The organism is Microcoleus sp. MOSTC5 (genome assembly GCF_036701825.1).
Lineage (GTDB): Bacteria > Cyanobacteriota > Cyanobacteriia > Cyanobacteriales > Microcoleaceae > Microcoleus > Microcoleus asticus.
Map to the genome: position 1 here is coordinate 32,456 of NZ_JAUBRK010000029.1, position 21,053 is coordinate 53,508.

Consider the following 21,053-nt stretch of genomic DNA (forward strand, 5'->3'; position numbering starts at 1 on the left):
TACAGCTTTAATATCCCCTTTATATCTTAGTCCACTTAAAGTAAACTTCGTTTGTATATAGCAATCCTTGCAGGAGTCGTAAATGTTTTACCCCACCCCAACTTTCCCCTTACCAAGGGGAGGGAGTAAGAAATTCACAAATGATTTAGGATTGCTATAGTAGCGATTTCAATCGCCCAGTAACTACAAACTCACATCTGGAACCAATGTCAGCAACAGGCAAGATGCCTGTTCCTCAAGAATATTTAGTATTTGTGGAACAGGCATCTTGCCTGTTCTTGAGAATGGTTCCACAAATGACTACAAACTTAATTGCCAAGCATTTTCAACTCAATTCTTAATCCCCGTCGCCGCAATCCCCCGTATAAACTGTCGTTGACCGGCCAAAAACAGCAACACCACCGGTACAGTTCCAATTACCACCGCCGCCATCAACAACTGCCAACTGCTAGTAAACTGTTCCTGAAATTCTGCCAGAACCAACTGCACAGTCCGCAACTCGGGCCGCGTCGTAAACACCAGCGGCTTAAACAAATCATTCCACTCCCCGATAAACGTAAACAAAAACAGCGTCACCAAAGCAGGGCGGGCCAAAGGTAACATCACCTGCCACAAAACCTGCCAGCGGTTAGCCCCATCCAGCATTGCCGCCTCCTCCAACTCCACCGGAACAGTCATAAAATACTGGCGCAGCAGAAAAATCCCAAAACCGTTAGCCGCCGTAGGCAAAATCAGCGCCCCGTAAGTATTCAGCAGATGACCCCACTTCAAAACCAAGAAAATCGGAATCACCAAAAGCTGAAACGGAATTACCAGCGTCGCCAAAACCCCCAAAACTAAGGCCTGTCGCCCCCGAAACTTCAGCCTGGCCAAAGCATAACCGGCCAAAGCAGAAGTCACAACCTGAAAACCCGTCACTGCCAGCGCCACTAGAGTAGAATTAAGGAATGCCAACAAAAAATTGCCCCGTCGCCAAGCCTCCTGATAGTTCGCAAAAGTCAGGCCTGTGGTCTTGACACCCACACCAGATGGTGATATTGAAACCAAAAATACAGCAGCCAGCGGCAGCAGCACCAGCGCAGCCCCCGCCAGCAACAAAATAAAACTCAGCAATTCCAGCGCTTGAGACCTGTCAAAGGATTTACCCATAAATTTGTGAATTAACCTAAAATAATAAGCCTGTGAGGTTCTCCAACCCGATCGCCTCCCAGATTCCCATACCACAACATAATAGTCGTAGAGGGAAAGAAGGAGTACCTAGGGAGGAAGTTGTGGTTAGGATATAATGTTATAGATAGAGTTGGTACTGTAAAACCCTGAAAGGTGGAGACATAGACCGTATTTCTATCATCTATTTCCGGGCAAAAGATCGACTAACGACTAATTCAAGTAATTAGTAAATAGATAGCATTCTAGCGATAGTCTTTCTGGAGTGTTCGACGGCAAAAGTCCGCCAAACACGCTGAGGACGCCAGTTTTTCCCGGAGCGTCAAAGAAAAGTTCTTTGTCGAAATAATCCTCAGCTATAATCTCTGATTTAGATGGGGTGCGTTCAAAAAAGGTAAAGTGCACTGTCACTGACCCCCAATTTTAAAGGGGTTTCCAAACATCCCACAAGCTTATATGAGGAGACTACATATCTATGCCCCAGCTTGAGGCCAGCCCAACAATTGACTTTCAAACCGAAACTTACAAAGATGCTTACAGCCGCATCAACGCCATTGTGATTGAAGGCGAACAAGAAGCTCACGATAATTACCTGACACTGGCCGAACTGTTGGCTGACAAAAAAGCAGAGTTAGTTGGCTTGTCCAAGATGGAGAACCGCCACATGAAAGGCTTCCAAGCTTGCGGCAAGAATCTCAAAGTCACGCCGGACATGGCATTTGCCAAGGAGTTCTTTTCGGAACTGCACAGAAACTTCCAAACGGCCGCTGCTCAAGGTCAGATTGTAACTTGCTTGCTGATCCAATCGCTAATTATCGAGTGTTTTGCGATCGCAGCTTACAACATCTACATCCCCGTCGCCGATGACTTTGCTCGCAAAATCACCGAAGGCGTCGTCAAAGAAGAATACAGCCACCTCAACTTTGGGGAAGTCTGGCTGCAAGCTCACTTTGAGGAATCCAAAGCCGAACTAGAAGCCGCCAACCGTCAAAACCTGCCCATCATCTGGAGACTGCTAAACGCTGTCGCAGACGATGCCCGCGTTTTAGGAATGGAAAAAGACGCTTTAATCGAAGACTTTATGATTGCCTACGGCGAAGCCCTAGGCAACATAGGCTTTAACAACCGCGATATCATGCGGATGTCAGCACAAGGCTTAGCAGCCTAGTTAATTAGGAAATAAGGAATGGGAAAAAAATTAAAAATTAAAAATGAAAAATGGGATACCTCATTTTAAAATATAAATTTTTAATCTTCCCATCTTCCCTCTTCCATTTTCAATCTTCAATCTTCAATCTTCCTTCATTTGACAACTTAATGTTTGGTCTAATCGGTCACTTAACCAGCTTAGAACACGCCCAATCAGTAGCTAACGAGCTGGGCTATCCAGAATATGCCGATCAAGGTCTCGATTTTTGGTGCAGCGCACCGCCTCAAATAGTCGATCATATCACGGTAACAAGCATCACTGGACAAAAAATAGAAGGTCGCTATGTCGAGTCCTGTTTTCTGCCAGAAATGCTAGCCACTCGCCGGATTAAAGCAGCCACTCGCAAAATCCTTAATGCGATGGCACACGCTCAAAAAAACGGGATTAACATCACTGCTTTAGGCGGCTTTTCTTCAATCATTTTTGAGACTTTCAACTTGCAGCAAATTAAGCAAATTCGCAATCTCAAGTTGGAGTTTGAACGCTTCACCACTGGTAACACTCACACGGCTTACATCCTCTGCCGTCAAGTAGAAGAAGCAGCCCCAAAATTGGGAATTGAACTTTCAAAAGCCACTGTAGCGGTTTGCGGTGCTACTGGGGATATTGGGAGTGCGGTGTGTCGCTGGCTCAATCTTAAAACAAATGTAGCAGAATTGTTGCTCATTGCCCGCGACAAAGAACGATTGCAAGATTTGCAATCGGAATTGGGGCGAGGCAAAATCTTGGATTTGGAAGAAGCCCTGCCCCAAGCGGATATTGTAGTGTGGGTAGCCAGTATGCCAAAGGGAGTAGAAATTGACCCCAAGACATTGAAGCAACCATGTTTATTGATTGACGGTGGCTATCCGAAAAATCTGGCAACTCAGGTTCAGCATCCGGAAATTTACGTACTCAATGGCGGCATTGTGGAGCATTCCCTCGATATTGAGTGGAAAATTATGAAGATTGTAAATATGGATGTACCGGGCCGACAGTTGTTTGCCTGTTTTGCCGAATCAATGCTGCTGGAATTTGAAAAATTGTATACCAATTTTTCTTGGGGACGGAATCAAATTACTGTCGAAAAGATGGAGCAAATCGGCGAGATTTCAGTTAAACACGGTTTCCGACCTTTAATGTCATTTTGATGTGATTTGTTGCGGTTATTGGTTATTGAGGAAAGTTTTTCTGATAATAACCAGTAACTTTTTTTTAGAGACTTAACAGTTAACCGTTAACATTATGTCCGATCGCACGACGAAAATAAAAGTTGTGTGTAGTTATCAACCAGCCCAGGGGATTCGCGACAAGAGTTGGTCTTTTTTATGATATTTGATTGTCGCCGAAAACAGCTAATACAGACAGGGCTGTTAAAGCTTCCGTAGAGGTGAGATCGATCGCGCGGGTGTCGCTTTTTTTACTTTGGAACAGTTCAGCAGGGTTAGGTTTTTTGTGGCTGTGAGGGTCTAGGGGCGCGGGGAAGTATGCGCGTAAAACTCAGAAGCAAGCAAAAATAGTGTAGCAAAAAATGAGGCTCAAGCCTCTGGCTTTCAACAAGATTACTAAGCAAAGGATAATTCAAAACTTCCAAATTTCCAAATTTCCCCTCTTTTTCAGCATCACCTGACAGGGTAGGATCTGGAAATAGTCGATCGACAAAACCTTAAAACCCTATAGAAATTATCAGCGTGGCAAACCCAGACCGCAAACCACTACTCTTAGATTTTGAAAAGCCCCTGGCCGAACTCGAAACCCGAATTCACCAGATTCGCCAACTCGCCGAAGAAAACAGCGTCGATGTCACCGACGAAATTCGCAAACTCGAAGCTCGCTCAACCCAACTGCGACAAGAGATTTTCAGCAGCTTGTCCCCCATGCAGCGTCTGCAACTCGCCCGTCACCCGCGCCGCCCGAGTACCCTCGATTACATTCAGGCAATTAGCGACGAGTGGATCGAGCTTCACGGCGATCGGCGCGGCGGAGACGACCCGGCCCTCGTCGGCGGAATTGCCCGCATAGACGGGCTTCCCACAGTCATAATCGGCCATCAAAAAGGGCGCGACACTAAAGACAATATCGCCCGCAACTTCGGCATGGCGGCTCCCGGCGGCTACCGCAAAGCCCTGCGGTTGATGGAACACGCCGATCGCTTCGGAATGCCAATTTTCACGTTTATCGACACTCCGGGAGCTTGGGCGGGCTTAGAAGCAGAACAGCTAGGACAGGGAGAGGCGATCGCCTGTAACCTCCGAGAAATGTTTCGCCTCGACGTTCCCATTATTTGTACCGTCATCGGCGAAGGCGGTTCCGGAGGCGCCTTGGGCATCGGCGTCGGCGAGCGGCTGTTGATGTTGGAACATTCCGTCTACACTGTCGCCACCCCCGAAGCTTGTGCGGCCATTCTCTGGAAAGACTCTGGCAAAGCTAACTTAGCCGCAGAAGCCCTTAAAATCACTTCCTGGGATTTGAAAAACCTTGGCGTTCTCGATCAAATAGTACCCGAGCCGGTCGGCGGCGCTCACTCGAATCCCCTCAAAGCTGCATCCATACTCAAACAAGCTTTGTTGGAAAACCTAGCAGAACTGACACAGCTTACGGGTCAGCAGCGGCGCCAGCTCCGGTATCAAAAGTTTCGCGACATCGGTGTATTCACAGAAATTTCTGCTTGAGCCGATCGATTCACAGTTATCACTTATGAGTTAAAAATCTTTTAACTTCAAACTCATAACTGATAACTCAACTATTCTGCGGATCAGTCAGCAGTGTTATAATTTCTCAGGTGACACCGGCTTAACAGTTCTTAATGTTGATCTCATAATTAACTGTACTCACCCGCAGCAGACAGCTTTCTAATTTGCCGAAGAAAGCTGCAACGCTTGAGGGATTTGCCGAGCGAAAGTATTAGGACACTGAATGAACCATCCAACAACAAAGCAGGCTCTGATTACCGGAGCCAGCAGCGGTATTGGCAAAGCGACGGCTCTAGCGTTCGCCGCCGAGGGCATAAATCTGGCCTTAGTTAGCCGAGAGTCGGAAAACTTAGAAGCCGTTGCCGCAGCAGCCCGAGAAGTCGGAGTGAAAGCAGAAGCTTATCCCTTAGACTTGGCAAAAATTGAGCAAGTGCAAAGCAGCATCAGCGCGATCGCAGCTCAATTGGGTGCCGTAGATATCCTGGTCAACAGCGCGGGTATGGGCTACACCGGCTCCTTGACGGAAACCTCCCTAGCCGACTGGCAGAACGTTCTAGACCTCAATCTTACTAGCGTTTGGCAGTGCATTCTAGGAGTTTTGCCGTCGATGCGCGATCGCGGATCGGGAATCATCATCAACGTTTCCTCGATCGCCGGCATCCAAACCTTCCCCAACTGGGGACCCTACTGCGTCAGCAAATTCGGTCTCATGGCTTTGTCTAAAACATTAGCCGCCGAAGAACGGGCTCGCGGAATTCGGGTAACAGCAATCTGTCCGGGTTCTGTCAACACTCCCATGTGGGACACAAACACCGTGCAATCCGACTTCGATCGCACCGCCATGTTAACGCCAGAAATCGTCGCCCAATCAATTCTGCACGCAGTTCAGTTGCCAGCAAGTGCAGTAATTGAAGAAATTACCCTCATGTCCAACGCAGGAGTTTTGTGAACTTGAGATTTGAGACTGCTGGATTTTTCTCGAATTCAACAATCTTTGAATCTCTAGCTATATCCCCCTATCGAAAATCGAAAATCGAAAATCGAAAATCGATTCACCCTCACATCAACTTTTTATGACAATTGCATCTTCCACCGATTCCAATGGCTCGAACTCAACCTCGACTGACAGCATGAAACTTTCAGAAACCGCAGACAACAACACCCCGCGCATCCCCACTCGACCAGATCGCAATTCCTCGAACGGTCAAGAATCCAACGTACCCGTACCCTCAGAAGTAGGCCAGGAAGAAATGATGGCCGCCGTTCGGACAATGCTGCTGGGAGTAGGAGAAGATCCCGAACGCGAAGGATTGCTCAAAACCCCAAAGCGGGTAGCAGAAGCAATGCGGTTTCTCACCAGCGGCTACAGTCAATCCCTCGAAGAACTCCTCAACGGCGCTATCTTTGACGAAGGTCACAACGAAATGGTACTGGTGCGAGACATCAGCGTATTCAGTATGTGCGAACACCATATGCTGCCGTTTATGGGTCGAGTTCACATCGCTTACATTCCCAACCAAAAAGTAGTGGGACTGAGCAAATTAGCCAGAATTGCCGAGATGTACAGCCGCCGGTTGCAGGTGCAAGAACGTTTGACGCGCCAAATTGCCGAAGCAGTTCAGACAATATTGGAACCGAAGGGAGTGGCTGTAGTAATGGAAGCCAGCCATATGTGCATGACGATGCGGGGTGTGCAAAAACCCGGTGCTTGGACGGTTACGAGTGCCATGTTGGGCGTGTTTCAAGAGGAACAGAAAACTCGCGAAGAATTCCTGAATTTGATCCGGCACCCATCGGCATTCTTTTAATCAGTTGACAGTTGACAGTTGACAGTTGGCAGTTGGCATTTGGCAGTTAACAGTAATTAGTAGGTTGGGTTGAGGGACGAAACCCAACATAATCTATCAAGCAAGGCTAATGACAGCCAACAGTCAGCAGCTAACAGTCAACACTCAACAGCCAGAGTAAAGGCTGTGGGAGCAATTCCATAATCTAAAATCTAAAATCTAAAATCTAAAATCCGATGACGATCGACTGATAAACCCATAAAATAGACGGGTGACTCATGACTTGTGACTAAATGAATCCTATTAAATTCGGTACAGATGGCTGGCGCGGCATCATTGCTGACGATTTTACATTCGATCGCGTGGCGTTAGTAGCTCCCCTAGCTGCACAAGTGCTCGCACAAACCGGCGGCAGCGATGGCAGCAGCGGTACCGTAATTGTCGGTCACGACCGCCGATTTTTGGCTGAAGAATTTGCCAAAACAGCGGCTATTGCCGTCCAAAACGCAGGATTTGACGTGCTGCTGAGCGAATCCTACGCCCCTACTCCAGCTTTCAGTTTAGCTGCCAAACAATTAAATGCTTTGGGCGCGATCGTCCTGACAGCCAGCCACAATCCCGGTGCATATTTAGGGTTAAAAGTCAAGGGCGGATTTGGCGGTTCAGTTTCGCCCGAAGTTACTCAACAGATAGAAGAAAAACTCGAAAATCCGGCGGCACTTTCAGCAACTCCCGGCAAATTGGAGAATTTCAATCCTTGGCCGGCTTACTGCAAAACCTTGCGGGAAATGGTAGATATTGAGGCGATTAAAGAAGCGATCGCCAGCGGCAAAATTACAGTATTTGTAGATGTAATGCACGGTGCCGCAGCCGGAGGATTAGCTCAAATTTTAGAAGTTCCGGTACATGAAGTCAACAGCGATCGAGATCCGCTGTTTGGCGGCGGTGCACCCGAACCTTTGCCGCGCTACCTGTCACAGTTATTCCGCGTGATGCGAACTCACCAGCGAAAAAGTTCTGGTTTGTCGATCGGATTTGTATTTGACGGAGATAGCGATCGAATTGCAGCCGTTGACTCTAGCGGCAACTTTCTCAGTTCACAAATCCTAGTTCCCATATTAATCGAACATTTAGCAAAACGGCGCGGATTGACCGGGGAAGTCATCAAAACAGTCAGCGGTTCAGACATAATTCCCAAAATTGCCAAGCTGTACGACTTGCCTTTATTTGAAACGCCGATCGGTTACAAGTATATAGCCGATCGAATGTTAACCACCCAAGTCTTAGTCGGCGGCGAAGAATCGGGGGGAATTGGCTACGGTACGCACATTCCCGAACGAGATGCTTTGCTGTCAGCGCTGTACTTATTAGAAGCAGTTGTCAAATCTGGGGAAGACTTAAGCGAGATTTACAGCCGACTGCAACAAGAAACCAGCTTTACTTCAGCTTATGACAGAATCGACTTGCACTTAGCAAACATGGAAGAAAGGTCGCGTTTGCTGTCGCTGCTGCAAAATCAACCTTTAACAGAAATCGCCGGCAAAGCAGTTGTAGATTGCAACAAAGTTGACGGATATAAATTCCGTTTGTCTGACGGAAGTTGGCTGTTAATTCGGTTTAGCGGAACAGAACCGGTGTTGAGGCTGTATTCAGAAGCGGCGACATTGAAAGAAGTTATGCAAAACTTAAACTGGGCAAAAGCTTGGGCGCATAATTAATCGGAGTTTTCCACCGCAGATAAACGCAGACAAACGCGGATAAATTGATCTCAAATATCTCTTTCTCAGTGTCCTCTGCGCCCTCTGCGGTTAAAAAAATCTTCTTCATAAATAAAATCGTATTGCCGTAGCCATCCTCCCATCAATTGTGAACTCTTTCTCTTCTCTTCCTTCGCGTCTTCGCGGTTCGTAAAAAAACTTTTCCTCACCAATGAAATACTATTGCTATGTAAGGTAAATTTTAGGATAAAAGCAAATGGCATACAGCGATTTCAGTCTTGCGAGAGTCAAAAAAGATTTTGGATTAACCTTAGATGAAAGTCGCAATTTATTTGCCGAGACAAAACCAGTTTCACCCTCGGAAATTTTAACAACAATCCTGATTGATTATGTACCGCTAGCCACTTTTATTTCCACAGAAAAAGCTCGCTCAGAATTTTTGATTGCCCCGATATTAGCAGAAGTTCGGCGATTGTTAAACAAACGAGTTTCTCTTTTTTCCGGTAAGGATTTTACTGTCGATCCAGAAAGAGGTTTGCAAGGATTTTGCGATTATATTATTAGCGGATCTTCAGAACAATTGTTCATCAGTGCTCCGGTTATAACAATTTTTGAGGCAAAAAAGGAAGATATCATTGGCGGTTTGGGTCAATGCGTAGCCGCAATGGTAGCGGCTCAATGTTTCAATCAAAACCAAGACACTGAGGTCGATCGCATTTACGGCGCGGTGACGACGGGTACTAACTGGAAATTCTTAATTTTGGAGGAAACTATTGTTTATATCGATCTGATTGAATACTATATTCAAGATGTTGATAAGATTTTGGGAATTTTGTTGCAACCATTTTCCCAATCTTTTGTTAATATGGAGCCGTAAGTTTTAAGAGAAATAATGACCGATCGCAAATTGCTAGTTGTAGCTACCGGCAATCCGGGTAAAATCAAGGAAATGCAAGTTTATCTTCAGGATTTGGGATGGGAATTGCAGCTTAAACCGGAAGAGTTGGAAATCGAGGAAACAGGCGAAACTTTTATTGCTAATGCTTGCTTGAAGGCCTCTGAAGTGGCAAAAGCAACCAGCCAATGGTCGATCGCCGATGATTCTGGTTTAATGGTAGATGCACTCGACGGTAGACCTGGGATTTACTCGGGGCGCTACGGGAAAACCGATGCTGACAGGATATCTCGACTTCTCAAAGAATTGGGAAGCGAACAAAACCGACAAGCACAATTTGTTGGCGCGCTCGCGATCGCCCGTCCCGACGGTACAATTGTTTTGCAAGTCGAAGGAATTTGTCGGGGCGAAATCCTGCACACTCCTCGCGGTACCGGAGGTTTCGGATATGACCCCATTTTCTACGTACCCGCACAGCAACAGACTTTTGCAGAAATGACACCCGATATCAAGCGATCGCACTCTCACCGCGGCCGAGCCTTCCAGGCTTTAATACCACAAATGGCTAACATTGTCAACTCCTAATCAGGAAAAAAGCCAAAACAGGGGGTAACTGTGGCATTGGATATTGACACTTAGGTATCAGAACTAAACAGGAAAGAGGTTTTTCGTTGGCAATGACCAGTTACCAATGAATAATTACCAATTACCAATTACCAATTACCAATGCCCAATGCCCAATGCCCCAGTATCTTAGATAGCCTCCAAGTTCTTTTCCCCAGTCCGAATCCGAATAATTTGTTCTACAGGAGAGATGAAAATCTTGCCGTCGCCAATCTCGCCCGTGCGGGAAGCAGCGATAATTTTATCAACCACCATGTCAACCTGATCGTTTTCCACAACAATCTCGACCTTGAGCTTTTGCAGGAACTCGACGGTGTACTCAGAACCGCGATAGCGTTCAGTCATGCCCTTCTGACGGCCAAAACCTCTAACTTCAGAAACAGTCATCCCCACAATACCAGCATTGACGAGTGCGATTTTCACTTCGTCTAGTTTAAAGGGGCGAATAATAGCTTCAACCTTTTTCAAGTTTCTCACTCCTAACAGTTAGTACCTTCGTTATATTACTTAAATCGCGTGACATCTTTTAATATCACTGCTAGTATTAAGTATTTTGTAAAATATACTACCTTATTTTGTACTCGCGATGATATTTATGCCAATCTTTAACAATATTCTCGCATTTGCCGGGGCGCGGGCTCTCGGTTCGGGCCGATCGCGGTAGAGTGAAAAAGACCCAAGCCCGGAGCTGCGGATCTGCTAAAACAGAAAAAGAACGCAGGAGACAGGAGTTTTCCGAGTTTCCACATTACGCTATGTGAGATTTGCACGTATTGCTGAAAACGATAATTGCTAGAGGCGGTCAGTTAAACTATTCTTATGCACCCAGCCAGCCCTCCCCCTGACCGCAGCGGGCTTGATGCCCTACTGAGAAATCGCCCCTTCCTCGCCTTGTGGACGGGCCAGTTATTGGCCCAAGTGGCGGATAAAATCTTTTACGTATTGCTGATTATTCTGCTGAAAACAGGCGACTACCGACCCTGGCCTGTTTCTTGGCAGCATTCGGAAAATTCTATGCTGTCAGCAGTGATGATCGCCTACACGCTGCCGGCGATCGTATTTGGTTCGGCGGCCGGTATCGTCGTAGACCGCTTCTCCAAAAAGCAAATGCTCATCGGCTGCAACGTGATTCGAGCCGTATTGATTGTAGCTTTGCCGTTTTTGCCCAAAGCTTTTGTGGTTTTATTGACGATGACGTTTTTGGTTTCTACCGTAACGCAATTTTTTGCTCCGGCAGAGCAGGCGGCAATCCCCCTGGCCGTGGGGCGAGAGGGACTGATGTCAGCAAATGCGCTGTTCGCCTCGTCCACAATGGGCGGCATTATTGTCGGGATGACGATCGGCGAACCGCTGTTTAGTTGGGTCAAACACAGCTTTGGAGCAGCTTCTCAAGAGTTTTTGCTGGGCGGGTTGTACCTGATATCGGCAGGTTTGATCTATGCCATGCGGATCAAAGAAAGTCATTTCGGCAGCAGTGGCAAAAACGTCCATCCTTGGCAAGACCTCAAAGAAGGTTTGCGCTATTTGAAACACAATCACCTGATCAGCAACGCGATGGTGCAGTTGACGATTTTGTATTCGGTGTTTGCAGCGCTTCAGGTGCTGGCGATCGCGCTTTCAGGCAAAATAGGTCTCAAAGAAACTCAATTTGGCTTTTTGCTGGCTGCTGCGGGAGTCGGAATGGTCTTCGGCGCGGCTTTTTTGGGTCACTGGGGCGGTCGCTTGTACAACAAACCTTTGCCGTTAATTGGTTTTTTGATGATGGGTTTTGTTTTGGCAATGTTTGCCTTTGCCAGAGTGTTGTGGGTGGGATTCGCATTGAGCGCTCTGTTCGGTTTTGGCGCTTCCTTAATTAACGGCCCGATGCAAGCCCTGATTCAAGAGAAGACTCCAGAATCTATGCGGGGAAAAGTCTTTGGCTTGGAAAACAATGCGATTAATATTGCTCTCAGCTTGCCTTTAGCACTGACCGGCCCGCTGACTGATGCTGTCAGCAAAGCAGTGGGTTCGGATGACCTCGGCTTGCGGATCGTGTTGCTGAGTTTGGGCTTTTTGGTCTCAGTGATGGGCATGGCAGCTTGGAAACATACTCGCAAAGTCTTGCAGGATGCAATGTGAATTTTGGGAACAGGGAAGAAGGGAGAAGGAAGAAGGAAGATAGAAGAGGGGATGGGTGTCAACTTAACGTCAAATGTAGTACGGATCTACTGTTTGACGATGATTGTCCAGATCCCCTGAGAGTTGGGTGGAACCGGACTATTCTATTTCCTCCCCCTTCTAAACGGGAATGCGAGGGGGATCGAGACTGGCGTCTAAACGAGATTTATCAAGGGTTTTAGGCGATTGTTGACACCAATGGGAAGAGGTTCGAGGGCTTTCTTTTTGCGATCGATCTCTAACATAGCAACCGCCCTGACGGTTAGGACTTTCTGGCATTGCAAACAAACTATAGTTTTTCTTGTCTAATGCCGATCGAAACTAATGCTATACAAGCAAGCGTCATATCGCGGTCAACCGGCAGACAAGCCGCGATTTCCTCTGTTTCTTTTCTGGCTCTGCTGTTCCACAAATTCTGGGCCTGGCAATAAATGTCCGATCGCGAAATCTTTAGTAAAATCTCACCACTTAAATTTTCATAGTTTCATTAATTGAGATTAAAGTAGTATAAAAGCTTTCATTAAAAATCATAATTAGTTTAAGGAAGGAAATTGTGCAACTAAAAACTAAAGTGGCCATCAAGCGTGCAACTGGTGGATTTGCTCTGATTGACAGCTTGATCCGCCACGGCGTCAAGCATATTTTTGGTTATCCCGGCGGCGCAATTCTGCCGCTTTACGACGAACTCTACCGCGCTGAAGAAACTGGCGCTATCAAACATATTCTGGTGCGCCACGAGCAAGGCGCCGCTCACGCGGCGGACGGCTACGCCCGCGCTACCGGACAAGTTGGGGTTTGTTTCGCTACTTCGGGCCCGGGCGCAACTAATTTGGTGACGGGGATTGCGACGGCCCACATGGATTCGATCCCGATGGTAATTATTACCGGTCAGGTTCCCCGTCCGGCGATCGGCACTGATGCGTTTCAGGAAACAGATATTTACGGGATTACCCTGCCAATTGTCAAGCATTCTTATGTAGTGCGCGACCCGAGAGATATGGCGCGAATTGTGGCTGAAGCTTTCCACATCGCGAGTACAGGGCGGCCGGGGCCGGTGTTGGTTGATGTGCCCAAGGATGTAGGTTTAGAAGAATTTGACTATCTGCCGGTGGAACCCGGATCGGTGAGAATTCCGGGCTACCGGCCGACGGTGAAGGGAAATCCTCGGCAAATTAATCAAGCAATCTATTTGCTGAAGGAAGCAAAGCGTCCTTTGCTTTATGTGGGCGGCGGGGCGATCGCGGCGGCAGCCCACGAAGAAATTAAGGAACTGGCCGAACTTTTCCAATTGCCGGTGACGACAACGCTGATGGGCAAAGGTGCCTTTGACGAAAACCATCCTTTGTCGGTGAAAATGCTGGGGATGCACGGCACTGCTTACGCTAATTTTGCCGTTACCGAGTGCGATTTGCTGATTGCTGTGGGGGCGAGGTTTGACGATCGCGTGACGGGCAAATTAGACGAGTTTGCCGCGCGCGCTAAGGTGATTCACATCGATATCGACCCGGCCGAAGTGGGCAAAACTCGCGGCCCTGATGTGCCGATTGTCGGAGATGTCCGGCAAGTTTTGATCGATTTGCTGCGCCGCTGTCGGGAGACTGGAGTTTCCGGGAAGGCCGGACAGACTGCGGAATGGCTGCACAGGATCGATCGGTGGAAACAGGACTATCCGTTAGTTGTGCCTCATTACCCAGACATTTTGGCTCCGCAAGAGGTGATTTCGGAGTTGGCGACTCAAGCGCCGGATGCTTACTACACAACAGATGTCGGTCAACATCAAATGTGGTCGGCTCAATTCTTGAACAACGGGCCGCGCCGCTGGATTTCGAGCGCTGGTTTGGGCACGATGGGTTACGGGCTGCCGGCGGCGATGGGCGCTAAAATGGCGCTGCCGCACGAGCAAGTGATTTGCATTGCTGGCGATGCTAGCATCCAAATGAATATTCAAGAGTTGGGAACATTAGCACAATACGGCATTAATGTCAAGGTTGTGATTGTAAATAACGGCTGGCAGGGAATGGTGCGGCAGTGGCAGCAGGCGTTCTACGGGGAGCGTTATTCGTCGTCGAATATGACTGTGGGGATGCCGGATTTTGTGATGCTGGCTGAAGCTTATGGCGTCAAGGGGATGCTGGTTTCGCGGCCGGAGGAACTCAAAGACGCGATCGGGCAAATGCTCGCTCATGAAGGCCCGGTGCTAATGAACGTGAAGGTGACGAGGGACGAAAACTGCTATCCGATGGTAGTTCCTGGCAAGAGCAACGCTCAAATGGTTGGTTTGCCCGATCGTAGCAAGTTGCACTCTGCGGAGTTGGTTTATTGTCCGAGTTGCGGCGCTAAGAATGTTTCGACGAATAACTTTTGTCCTGAGTGCGGGACAAAAGTTTAAGTAGAGACACGGCAATGCCTGGTTTGGCAGGGGTTGAAACCCTGCCGATCTTTCGGGTTAAGCGGTTTTTCGGGTTAAGTTGACACGCTTTGGGCAATGCGATGTCCTTACCCGGCTCTGCTGTTCGGCGTTACTAATTTACGGTATGAAAGGCTAAATATGCAAGTCATAGAAACCAGTATCCACAAAGCTTCTGGATTTTTAACTTATTTTTTTCATACCCTGATTAAGCAACGCCCAATATTTTGTCTTTGGCAGTGTTGCTTAACGATAAACTCAATACGTTGGCGATCGTAGTCGTTGAGTGCGATCGTCACCTGAATAAATCTGCGAGCACATCCTTAGACCGCAGACTGTCAATACAATTGAATTACCTTTCCCTTTCAAGTCGATTATAAATTCGCCTCAAGTAAACGTCTTTTTAATCCAGTGCGACTACTATATTGAGCATGAAGTTGTTTCAGCCGTGTTGAAAAATTAGCTTGTTGGTTTTGATAATCCGCTAAGTCTCGGAGTTTTAAAAGTAACGGCACTACTTCATCGTAAGATTTAGAAGTTCCTTTTTGAATAAAAGCCTCTACATCTTCCCAAGCAGCCGTTTCTCGCATAGCCAAAGCTTCCAATTCTCTGACTCGTAAAGCTTCAGTTGCCTGTTCTTTTTTGCGATCGCTCTGTTTTTGTTCCTGTTCAGCGCTTTCTAAAAGCTGTGTAATTGTTCGTTCTCCTATACTTACATCTTGCATAACTTCCATCATTTGGGATAATCTTTTACGCAATTCAAAGGACAGATTAGCTTCTCCTTTGGCTAACCGCAGTAAAAAGGTATCGCTTTCAGAACGAGCGAGTTTTTTTATAGCTGCTTTTAGGCTATTTTCTGAAATAGAAGGTTTAGCACCACTCGCAATTGTTGCCACATTTAGCAGATGCTCATTCAATTCAAAAGCATCTATAAAAGCCTCTAACGATGAAGATAACTTACCCAATCCAGGAGGAACAGGTGGCTCTAACTCTTCTTCATTGAGTTCATCAATATCAAGATAGCTAATCGCTTTCAGCCAAGCCAGATAAAGTAAACGATAATCTCCCTGCAAAATTTCCTGGCGCAAACCTATCAAAGAGGATAGATTTCCTTCTCCCTCTATCCACCCAAAACCTTCTTCGTCCTCCAGAGAAATTTCTAAAATGACAAAATTATTAATTTCCGAAACAGCAATCAGATCTTCAATGCAATATTTCTGCATCCGTTCAACATCAATCAGACCTTTGGGAAAACGAAACATTAGTTGTAATGTTCCCCAATTAGCCATGTAAAACATGGCATCGAAGTATTGGACTAATAGGTCTTTTGGGTCGCCTCGAAAATCTCCATAGCTATAAGTAAATATCGCTTTAGTAGAACTTAGTTGTACGCGACTAGAGAGTAGGCTGACTGCTTGTTGTTCCGCTTTAGTCAACGGTCTGTCGATGGTTTGAAACTCGTAGTATTGATATTCGCTCATAAAAATACATGGTAAGAGGGAAACTCACAGTTTTTCGACCTCAGAGGGTCATTTTTGGTTACTGCAAATACATGGCAGAAATGGCAAAAGCTTGTTCAGGAGTACCGTAGAAACTGCCATTTTTGAACATACAAAGCTCATATTTTTCATTGCTGTAGGTGTAAAACCCCAGACTCCAAGATTCTGCATCGCCAAAGTAGCGCAGCCGACACAAGTGAATGGGGCTATTTCGCATTCGTTCTAAATATTCCTCGCGAGATACGGGAAAGTCTTTGGGTGGAAAATCTGGAGGGCAATCAGGTTCTTTATAGGCATCAATGTAACAAAACTGACTGCGAAAGCGGAGCTCTAGGCGAGTGTACTTGCCAGCGTAGTTAGCTGCTGCATAATCGAGAACACGCTGCTTTACCTGTTGTTGAACGGCTGGAGGGATTTTAACTCCGCCTGAATTTGGATCATTTTTCACCCAAGGGGACATTTAACTGCTCCGATACGCTACTGACAGAGTTAGTCTAATTGACTTGCCAAGTTTAGTTGCTAACATTTAATTAAACTTTAGATTTAAGTAGCTCAAGCTCTAGCTTGAGCTAACTCCAACGAACCTGTACCTGTAACTAAAACTGATCAATATACCTCTCGCGCTTATCTATGGACTCGACTAAGCCAACTAGCGCGAAAAACCGAATCTTTATTACCCGCTGCCTCCACTTCAAATAATCTTGCCGATGCCGTTCATTCAAAGCTATTGCCAAAGATTTGGCATCAGAACAAATCCCGGTGTTTCTTAATCAGGGGATAAAAAAATAATTTGAAAATTCACAAGCTTTGTGGATACTGGTTTCTACGACTTGTATATTTAGCTTTTCCTACTTTAAATCAGCAACGCCAATAGAGCTTATGATGGAATCTGTAGAAAACCTAAAACTTCTCAGACTTAGCGATCGCACCTTAGACAATTATCCATTATTTAAATAATAAGCCAAAGAGCAGATAAATCCTGATATTGTCGCAGAAGAAGCTGAGTTAGAAACAACCATAAGACGCAAATAAAATTTGTGGTTTACTCAAAATAGGAAAATTCGCAGGAGTGGCAAATGAATCTTTATTTGGGAATAGATTTCGGCACGACTGGCGCGCGATCGACTGTCATAGACTCCCAGGGTACAATACATTGTGAGACTGAATATACTTTTGCCAACAACGGGCAACAACAGCCTGAATTGCCCTCAGTGTGGCAAAAGGCGCTGTGGGAGTCAATCGAGCAAATTCCCCCAACAATCCGCAATCAGGTAAGGGCGATCGCCCTTGACGGCACATCCTCCACTGTCATGCTGTGCGGTACCGACGGTATACCAGTATGCGAACCGATTTTATACAATGATGGGCGCGGTGCAGCGGTGACAGAGAGGTTGCGGGCGATCGCGCCGGATAACCACACAGTATTAAGCGCGACATCCAGTCTGGCTAAACTCCTGTGGTGGCAAGACTTTCGAGAGGAAACCGCCCCTACGGTTTTCCTGCATCAAGCTGACTGGCTGGCATTTCTGCTGCATGGAAAATTGGGAATTAGCGACTATCACAATGCTTTGAAACTCGGTTTCGATGTTGATACTTTGTGCTATCCGAATTGGCTGATAGAGGGAATTGCGGGCGCTGCAACTCCTGAATTGCCGCAAGTTGTTGCACCGGGCACGCCTGTGGGGGAAGTGAGGGTTCAAGTGGGCGATCGCTTTGGTTTTCCCCGCGATTGTATGATTTGTGCTGGTACAACCGATAGCATTGCCGCATTTTTAGCAAGCGGTGTCAATTTACCAGGGGAAGCAGTAACTTCTCTCGGTTCTACACTAGCAGTCAAACTGTTAAGTCATACCCGCGTAGATGATTCTAGATACGGGATTTACAGTCATAAATTAGGCGATTTGTGGTTAGTTGGAGGTGCTTCTAATACCGGAGGTGCGGTGCTGCGACACTTTTTTACTGATGCTGAGTTGGACAATTATAGCACACAAATCGATCCAGAACAAGAGAGTTTGCTGGATTATTACCCATTGTTGAAAAAGGGCGATCGCTTTCCGATTAATGACCCGAATTTACCGCCCCGACTCGAACCGCGTCCAACTGATTCAGTGGAATTTCTGCACGGTTTGCTAGAAAGCATAGCGCGGATTGAAGCGCGGGGATATCAATTATTGCAAGAATTGGGTGCAACTCCTTTGACAAAAGTTTATACTGCCGGCGGCGGGGCAAAAAATTCTGTTTGGAGTGCGATTAGAAAGCGTTATTTAAAAGTCCCTGTTGAAACGCCAATTCATACTGCGGCTGCTTATGGGACGGCGTTATTAGCAATGCGAGGTATGACAGATTAGACTTATTGCATAAATCTTGGATGGATAGGGAAACCGCAGATGTATGCAGATTAACGCAGATGCTTTGCAATATACTTTGCGAATGGAAGTCATCTTGTTTGTTGAGGCGGTTGAAACGGCGGCAAACTCTGATATTTTCACTTAAACTCGCTGCAACTTAGCTGTTCTGGGATCGATGATTTTTCTGCCCAAACCCGAAAACTTAATTGCCAGATTAGTTTTATCGCCCGCCCCTAAAACGTGCGTAATTTCTCCCACTCCAAAAGCATGATGAAAAACCCGATCGCCCGTTTGCCAATCCGCCGATTGTCCATTGTTTCCCGCTTGAGAACTCCCGGAATTAGCTGCGGAATTATTAGTTTTTCCCTTAGATGCAGCCGTTTTCCCCGCTTTAGTTTTCTTCGCACTTCCGGCCAGCAAATGTGGCGGCAATTCCCCTAAGAATAGCGAAGGGGTGCAGTGTTCCCGGAAACCTCCCCAAAGGCGGCGTTCGCGAGTGTGGGTGAGAAATAGCAATTCCTGGGCGCGAGTGATGCCGACGTAGCACAAACGGCGTTCTTCTTCGATCGCTTTCGGGTCGTCCAAACTGCGGAAATTTGGAAATAAACCCTGTTCCATTCCGACTAGAAATACTACGGGAAATTCTAACCCTTTTGCGGAGTGCAGCGTCATCAGCGATACGCGGGAATCTTCTTCCTGCAAGTCATCTAAATCGGATGCTAAAGATGCTTTTGCTAAAAATGATGTCAGCGTCGGTTCTTCGTTTTGTTCTTCAAATTGCAGCACAGCATTGTACAATTCTATGACGTTTTCTATGCGGTTTGTGGCTTCATCGGTTCCTTGATTTTTCAAATCTTCAATGTAGCCTGAATCTTGGATAATTCCTTGGACAATTTGCGAAGCCGGCAGGGTTTCAACTTGCGATTGCCAACGACGAATCATTTCGGCAAACTTAATAATAGCTTTTGCCGATCGCCCTGCTAGAGTATTGACAGAAGACTCATCGCTGAGGATTTCCCACAACGGAATGCCTAACTGAGTTGCAGCGTCTTCTATTTTGGAAAATGTGGTATCGCCAATGCCGCGGCGGGGAGTATTGATGATGCGTTTGAGGCTGACGCTATCGTCGGGATTGGCTAGCGCCCGCAGGTATGCTAGGATATCTTTGATTTCTTTGCGATCGTAAAACTTCAGCCCGCCGACAATATTGTAAGGAATGTCTAAACGCATTAATGCTTCTTCAAAGGAGCGAGATTGAGCGTTTGTGCGGTAGAGAATCGCAAAGTTACTGCCCTTTTCGTATTCGGAGTTTTGGCGCTTTAAGGAATGAATTTGACCTGCTACAAATTCCGCTTCCTCTAATTCGTTGTCGGCGCGCCAGACAACAATCGGAGCTCCCGGTTCGCGAGTCGGGCGCAGAATTTTCTCGATGCGTTCGGTATTGTGTTCGATCAAGTGGTTCGCGACTTGCAGGATGTTTTCGCGCGATCGATAATTTTCCTCTAATTTTACCATTGTCTGAGTTTTATCGTCAGATAAACCATCTCCGAAATCCTCTTGAAATTCCAGCAATATGGTATAATCTGCCATGCGAAAGCTGTAAATTGATTGATCGACATCGCCCACGACAAAAATCGAGCGGTTTTGCCATTTATCGAAGCTTTTCGGGTCGGCGTTATTTGTCACCAACATCCGAATCAAATCGTATTGAGTGCGGTTAGTATCTTGGTATTCGTCAACTAAAATATGGCAAAACTTTTTATGCCAGTAACTTAATACTTCCTCGTTTTGGCTCAAAAGTTTAACGGGAACAAGGATTAAATCGTCAAAATCTAAGGCATTGTTGGCTGCTAAAGCGTCTTGGTAGCGACTGTAAACATCGGCAATCACGCGACCTCGATAATCCGGTTCTGCTGCTTGGTATTCTTGAGGCGACAAGCCTTTGTTTTTAGCGTTGCTGATGATATAGCGGACTTTTCGCGGATCGAATTTCTTATCGTCGAGGTTCAGCGTTTTGGTGACGATTTGTTTGACGAGACTTTGAGCGTCTGACTCGTCAAAAATCGAAAAGTTTTTTTTCCACTGGCGGCCTTTTTCGTCTTGATATTTCTCTATGTCGTAGCGGAGAATGCGGCCGCACAAAGAGTGAAAAGTCCCCATCCAAATGTTTTTGGTAATTCTCTGGTAAATTTGCGATCGCAATTTGGTCTGCACATTCGGGGCTAACTCTACCAAAGGTTTGCCATATTCGGCTTCAGCTTGCTGAGTTGCCAGCAATTTCTCAATTCTTTCTTTCATCTCCCTGGCGGCTTTATTTGTAAATGTCACCGCCAGAATATTTTCAGGATCGACTCGATGGGTGCGAACTAAGTTAGCAACTCGGTAAGTTAGAGCTCTGGTTTTGCCCGAACCAGCGCCCGCTACTACTAACAGCGGCCCGTTATAATGGGCGACTGCTTGGCGCTGAGATGGGTTGAGGTGGCTGAGGAAATCAGTGGTTTGAGTCATAGCTTGAAAGTTAGTTTAATTTTTTAAGGGGTAAATAATACTTGGTATGCGATACCGCGAG

Annotated in this window: 18 protein-coding genes; 12 read left to right on the forward strand and 6 right to left on the reverse strand. The window is 46.6% G+C overall.

Annotated features, from left to right (window positions below; genetic code table 11):
• Positions 1–206: 206 nt before the first annotated feature.
• Complete coding sequence (locus QUA54_RS17385) at positions 207–341, forward strand: hypothetical protein (RefSeq protein WP_333415598.1); 135 nt, start codon at positions 207–209, stop codon at positions 339–341.
• On the opposite strand, the gene QUA54_RS17390 is transcribed toward QUA54_RS17385, so the two are convergent.
• Positions 331–1,149, reverse strand: coding sequence for a carbohydrate ABC transporter permease (locus tag QUA54_RS17390; protein ID WP_333415599.1), 819 nt, complete (start codon positions 1,147–1,149; stop codon positions 331–333). The genes QUA54_RS17385 and QUA54_RS17390 overlap by 11 nt on opposite strands.
• Positions 1,150–1,380: 231 nt before the next feature.
• Positions 1,381–1,572 carry a hypothetical protein gene (locus tag QUA54_RS17395; protein ID WP_333415600.1) on the reverse strand — a complete coding sequence of 64 codons (192 nt, stop codon included), beginning with the start codon at positions 1,570–1,572 and terminating at the stop codon, positions 1,381–1,383.
• A gap of 70 nt (positions 1,573–1,642) precedes the next feature.
• On the opposite strand from QUA54_RS17395, the gene QUA54_RS17400 reads away from it, so the two are divergent.
• The 8 genes from QUA54_RS17400 (at position 1,643) to rdgB (ending at position 10,034) form a co-directional block, all read left to right on the forward strand.
• Positions 1,643–2,335, forward strand: coding sequence for an aldehyde oxygenase (deformylating) (locus QUA54_RS17400; protein WP_172191002.1), 693 nt, complete (start codon positions 1,643–1,645; stop codon positions 2,333–2,335).
• 149 nt (positions 2,336–2,484) lie between these two features.
• Positions 2,485–3,507, forward strand: coding sequence for a long-chain acyl-[acyl-carrier-protein] reductase (locus QUA54_RS17405; RefSeq protein ID WP_172191000.1), 1,023 nt, complete (start codon positions 2,485–2,487; stop codon positions 3,505–3,507).
• Between the two features lie 540 nt (positions 3,508–4,047).
• On the forward strand, positions 4,048–5,028 hold the full coding sequence (gene accA / locus QUA54_RS17410; protein WP_333202152.1) for an acetyl-CoA carboxylase carboxyl transferase subunit alpha: 981 nt from the start codon (positions 4,048–4,050) through the stop codon (positions 5,026–5,028).
• 244 nt (positions 5,029–5,272) lie between these two features.
• Entirely contained in the window at positions 5,273–5,998 is a 726-nt protein-coding gene (locus QUA54_RS17415; protein ID WP_333202150.1) for an SDR family oxidoreductase, read from the forward strand.
• A 124-nt stretch (positions 5,999–6,122) separates the two neighbouring features.
• Complete coding sequence (gene folE, locus QUA54_RS17420) at positions 6,123–6,857, forward strand: GTP cyclohydrolase I FolE (RefSeq protein ID WP_333415601.1); 735 nt, start codon at positions 6,123–6,125, stop codon at positions 6,855–6,857.
• 272 nt (positions 6,858–7,129) lie between these two features.
• Positions 7,130–8,554 carry a phosphoglucomutase/phosphomannomutase family protein gene (locus QUA54_RS17425; protein WP_333415602.1) on the forward strand — a complete coding sequence of 475 codons (1,425 nt, stop codon included), beginning with the start codon at positions 7,130–7,132 and terminating at the stop codon, positions 8,552–8,554.
• A gap of 256 nt (positions 8,555–8,810) precedes the next feature.
• Complete coding sequence (locus QUA54_RS17430; RefSeq protein WP_333415603.1) at positions 8,811–9,431, forward strand: hypothetical protein; 621 nt, start codon at positions 8,811–8,813, stop codon at positions 9,429–9,431.
• 15 nt (positions 9,432–9,446) lie between these two features.
• On the forward strand, positions 9,447–10,034 hold the full coding sequence (rdgB, locus tag QUA54_RS17435; RefSeq protein ID WP_333415604.1) for an RdgB/HAM1 family non-canonical purine NTP pyrophosphatase: 588 nt from the start codon (positions 9,447–9,449) through the stop codon (positions 10,032–10,034).
• A 168-nt stretch (positions 10,035–10,202) separates the two neighbouring features.
• On the opposite strand, the gene QUA54_RS17440 is transcribed toward rdgB, so the two are convergent.
• Positions 10,203–10,541, reverse strand: coding sequence for a P-II family nitrogen regulator (locus QUA54_RS17440; RefSeq protein ID WP_006633346.1), 339 nt, complete (start codon positions 10,539–10,541; stop codon positions 10,203–10,205).
• A gap of 351 nt (positions 10,542–10,892) precedes the next feature.
• Here QUA54_RS17440 and QUA54_RS17445 point away from each other — a divergent pair, with 351 nt between their 5' ends.
• Together QUA54_RS17445 and ilvB are read left to right on the forward strand one after the other, a co-directional pair.
• Entirely contained in the window at positions 10,893–12,191 is a 1,299-nt protein-coding gene (locus tag QUA54_RS17445) for an MFS transporter (RefSeq protein WP_333415605.1), read from the forward strand.
• Between the two features lie 592 nt (positions 12,192–12,783).
• Positions 12,784–14,619: a biosynthetic-type acetolactate synthase large subunit gene (ilvB, locus tag QUA54_RS17450; protein ID WP_333415606.1), complete on the forward strand. Its 1,836-nt coding sequence runs from the start codon at positions 12,784–12,786 to the stop codon at positions 14,617–14,619.
• Between the two features lie 392 nt (positions 14,620–15,011).
• Here ilvB and QUA54_RS17455 read toward each other — a convergent pair whose 3' ends face one another.
• Complete coding sequence (locus QUA54_RS17455; RefSeq protein ID WP_333415607.1) at positions 15,012–16,118, reverse strand: hypothetical protein; 1,107 nt, start codon at positions 16,116–16,118, stop codon at positions 15,012–15,014.
• A 58-nt stretch (positions 16,119–16,176) separates the two neighbouring features.
• Entirely contained in the window at positions 16,177–16,584 is a 408-nt protein-coding gene (locus QUA54_RS17460) for a hypothetical protein (protein WP_333415608.1), read from the reverse strand.
• Positions 16,585–17,212: 628 nt separating this feature from the next.
• On the opposite strand from QUA54_RS17460, the gene QUA54_RS17465 reads away from it, so the two are divergent.
• Positions 17,213–18,484: an FGGY-family carbohydrate kinase gene (locus tag QUA54_RS17465; RefSeq protein ID WP_333415609.1), complete on the forward strand. Its 1,272-nt coding sequence runs from the start codon at positions 17,213–17,215 to the stop codon at positions 18,482–18,484.
• A 141-nt stretch (positions 18,485–18,625) separates the two neighbouring features.
• Here QUA54_RS17465 and pcrA read toward each other — a convergent pair whose 3' ends face one another.
• Positions 18,626–20,992: a DNA helicase PcrA gene (gene pcrA, locus QUA54_RS17470; protein WP_333415610.1), complete on the reverse strand. Its 2,367-nt coding sequence runs from the start codon at positions 20,990–20,992 to the stop codon at positions 18,626–18,628.
• Positions 20,993–21,053: the final 61 nt, after the last annotated feature.

What these genes read in the sequence shown, in the direction of transcription:
- QUA54_RS17385 (WP_333415598.1), top strand. Translation starts at nt 207, where the DNA reads ATGTCAGCAACAGGCAAGATGCCTGTTCCTCAAGAATATTTAGTATTT.
- QUA54_RS17405 (WP_172191000.1), top strand. Translation starts at nt 2,485, where the DNA reads ATGTTTGGTCTAATCGGTCACTTAACCAGCTTAGAACACGCCCAATCA.
- rdgB (WP_333415604.1), top strand. Translation starts at nt 9,447, where the DNA reads ATGACCGATCGCAAATTGCTAGTTGTAGCTACCGGCAATCCGGGTAAA.
- QUA54_RS17400 (WP_172191002.1), top strand. Translation starts at nt 1,643, where the DNA reads ATGCCCCAGCTTGAGGCCAGCCCAACAATTGACTTTCAAACCGAAACT.
- QUA54_RS17445 (WP_333415605.1), top strand. Translation starts at nt 10,893, where the DNA reads ATGCACCCAGCCAGCCCTCCCCCTGACCGCAGCGGGCTTGATGCCCTA.
- QUA54_RS17415 (WP_333202150.1), top strand. Translation starts at nt 5,273, where the DNA reads ATGAACCATCCAACAACAAAGCAGGCTCTGATTACCGGAGCCAGCAGC.
- folE (WP_333415601.1), top strand. Translation starts at nt 6,123, where the DNA reads ATGACAATTGCATCTTCCACCGATTCCAATGGCTCGAACTCAACCTCG.
- QUA54_RS17390 (WP_333415599.1), bottom strand. Translation starts at nt 1,149, where the DNA reads ATGGGTAAATCCTTTGACAGGTCTCAAGCGCTGGAATTGCTGAGTTTT.
- QUA54_RS17430 (WP_333415603.1), top strand. Translation starts at nt 8,811, where the DNA reads ATGGCATACAGCGATTTCAGTCTTGCGAGAGTCAAAAAAGATTTTGGA.
- QUA54_RS17465 (WP_333415609.1), top strand. Translation starts at nt 17,213, where the DNA reads ATGAATCTTTATTTGGGAATAGATTTCGGCACGACTGGCGCGCGATCG.
- QUA54_RS17455 (WP_333415607.1), bottom strand. Translation starts at nt 16,118, where the DNA reads ATGAGCGAATATCAATACTACGAGTTTCAAACCATCGACAGACCGTTG.
- pcrA (WP_333415610.1), bottom strand. Translation starts at nt 20,992, where the DNA reads ATGACTCAAACCACTGATTTCCTCAGCCACCTCAACCCATCTCAGCGC.
- QUA54_RS17425 (WP_333415602.1), top strand. Translation starts at nt 7,130, where the DNA reads ATGAATCCTATTAAATTCGGTACAGATGGCTGGCGCGGCATCATTGCT.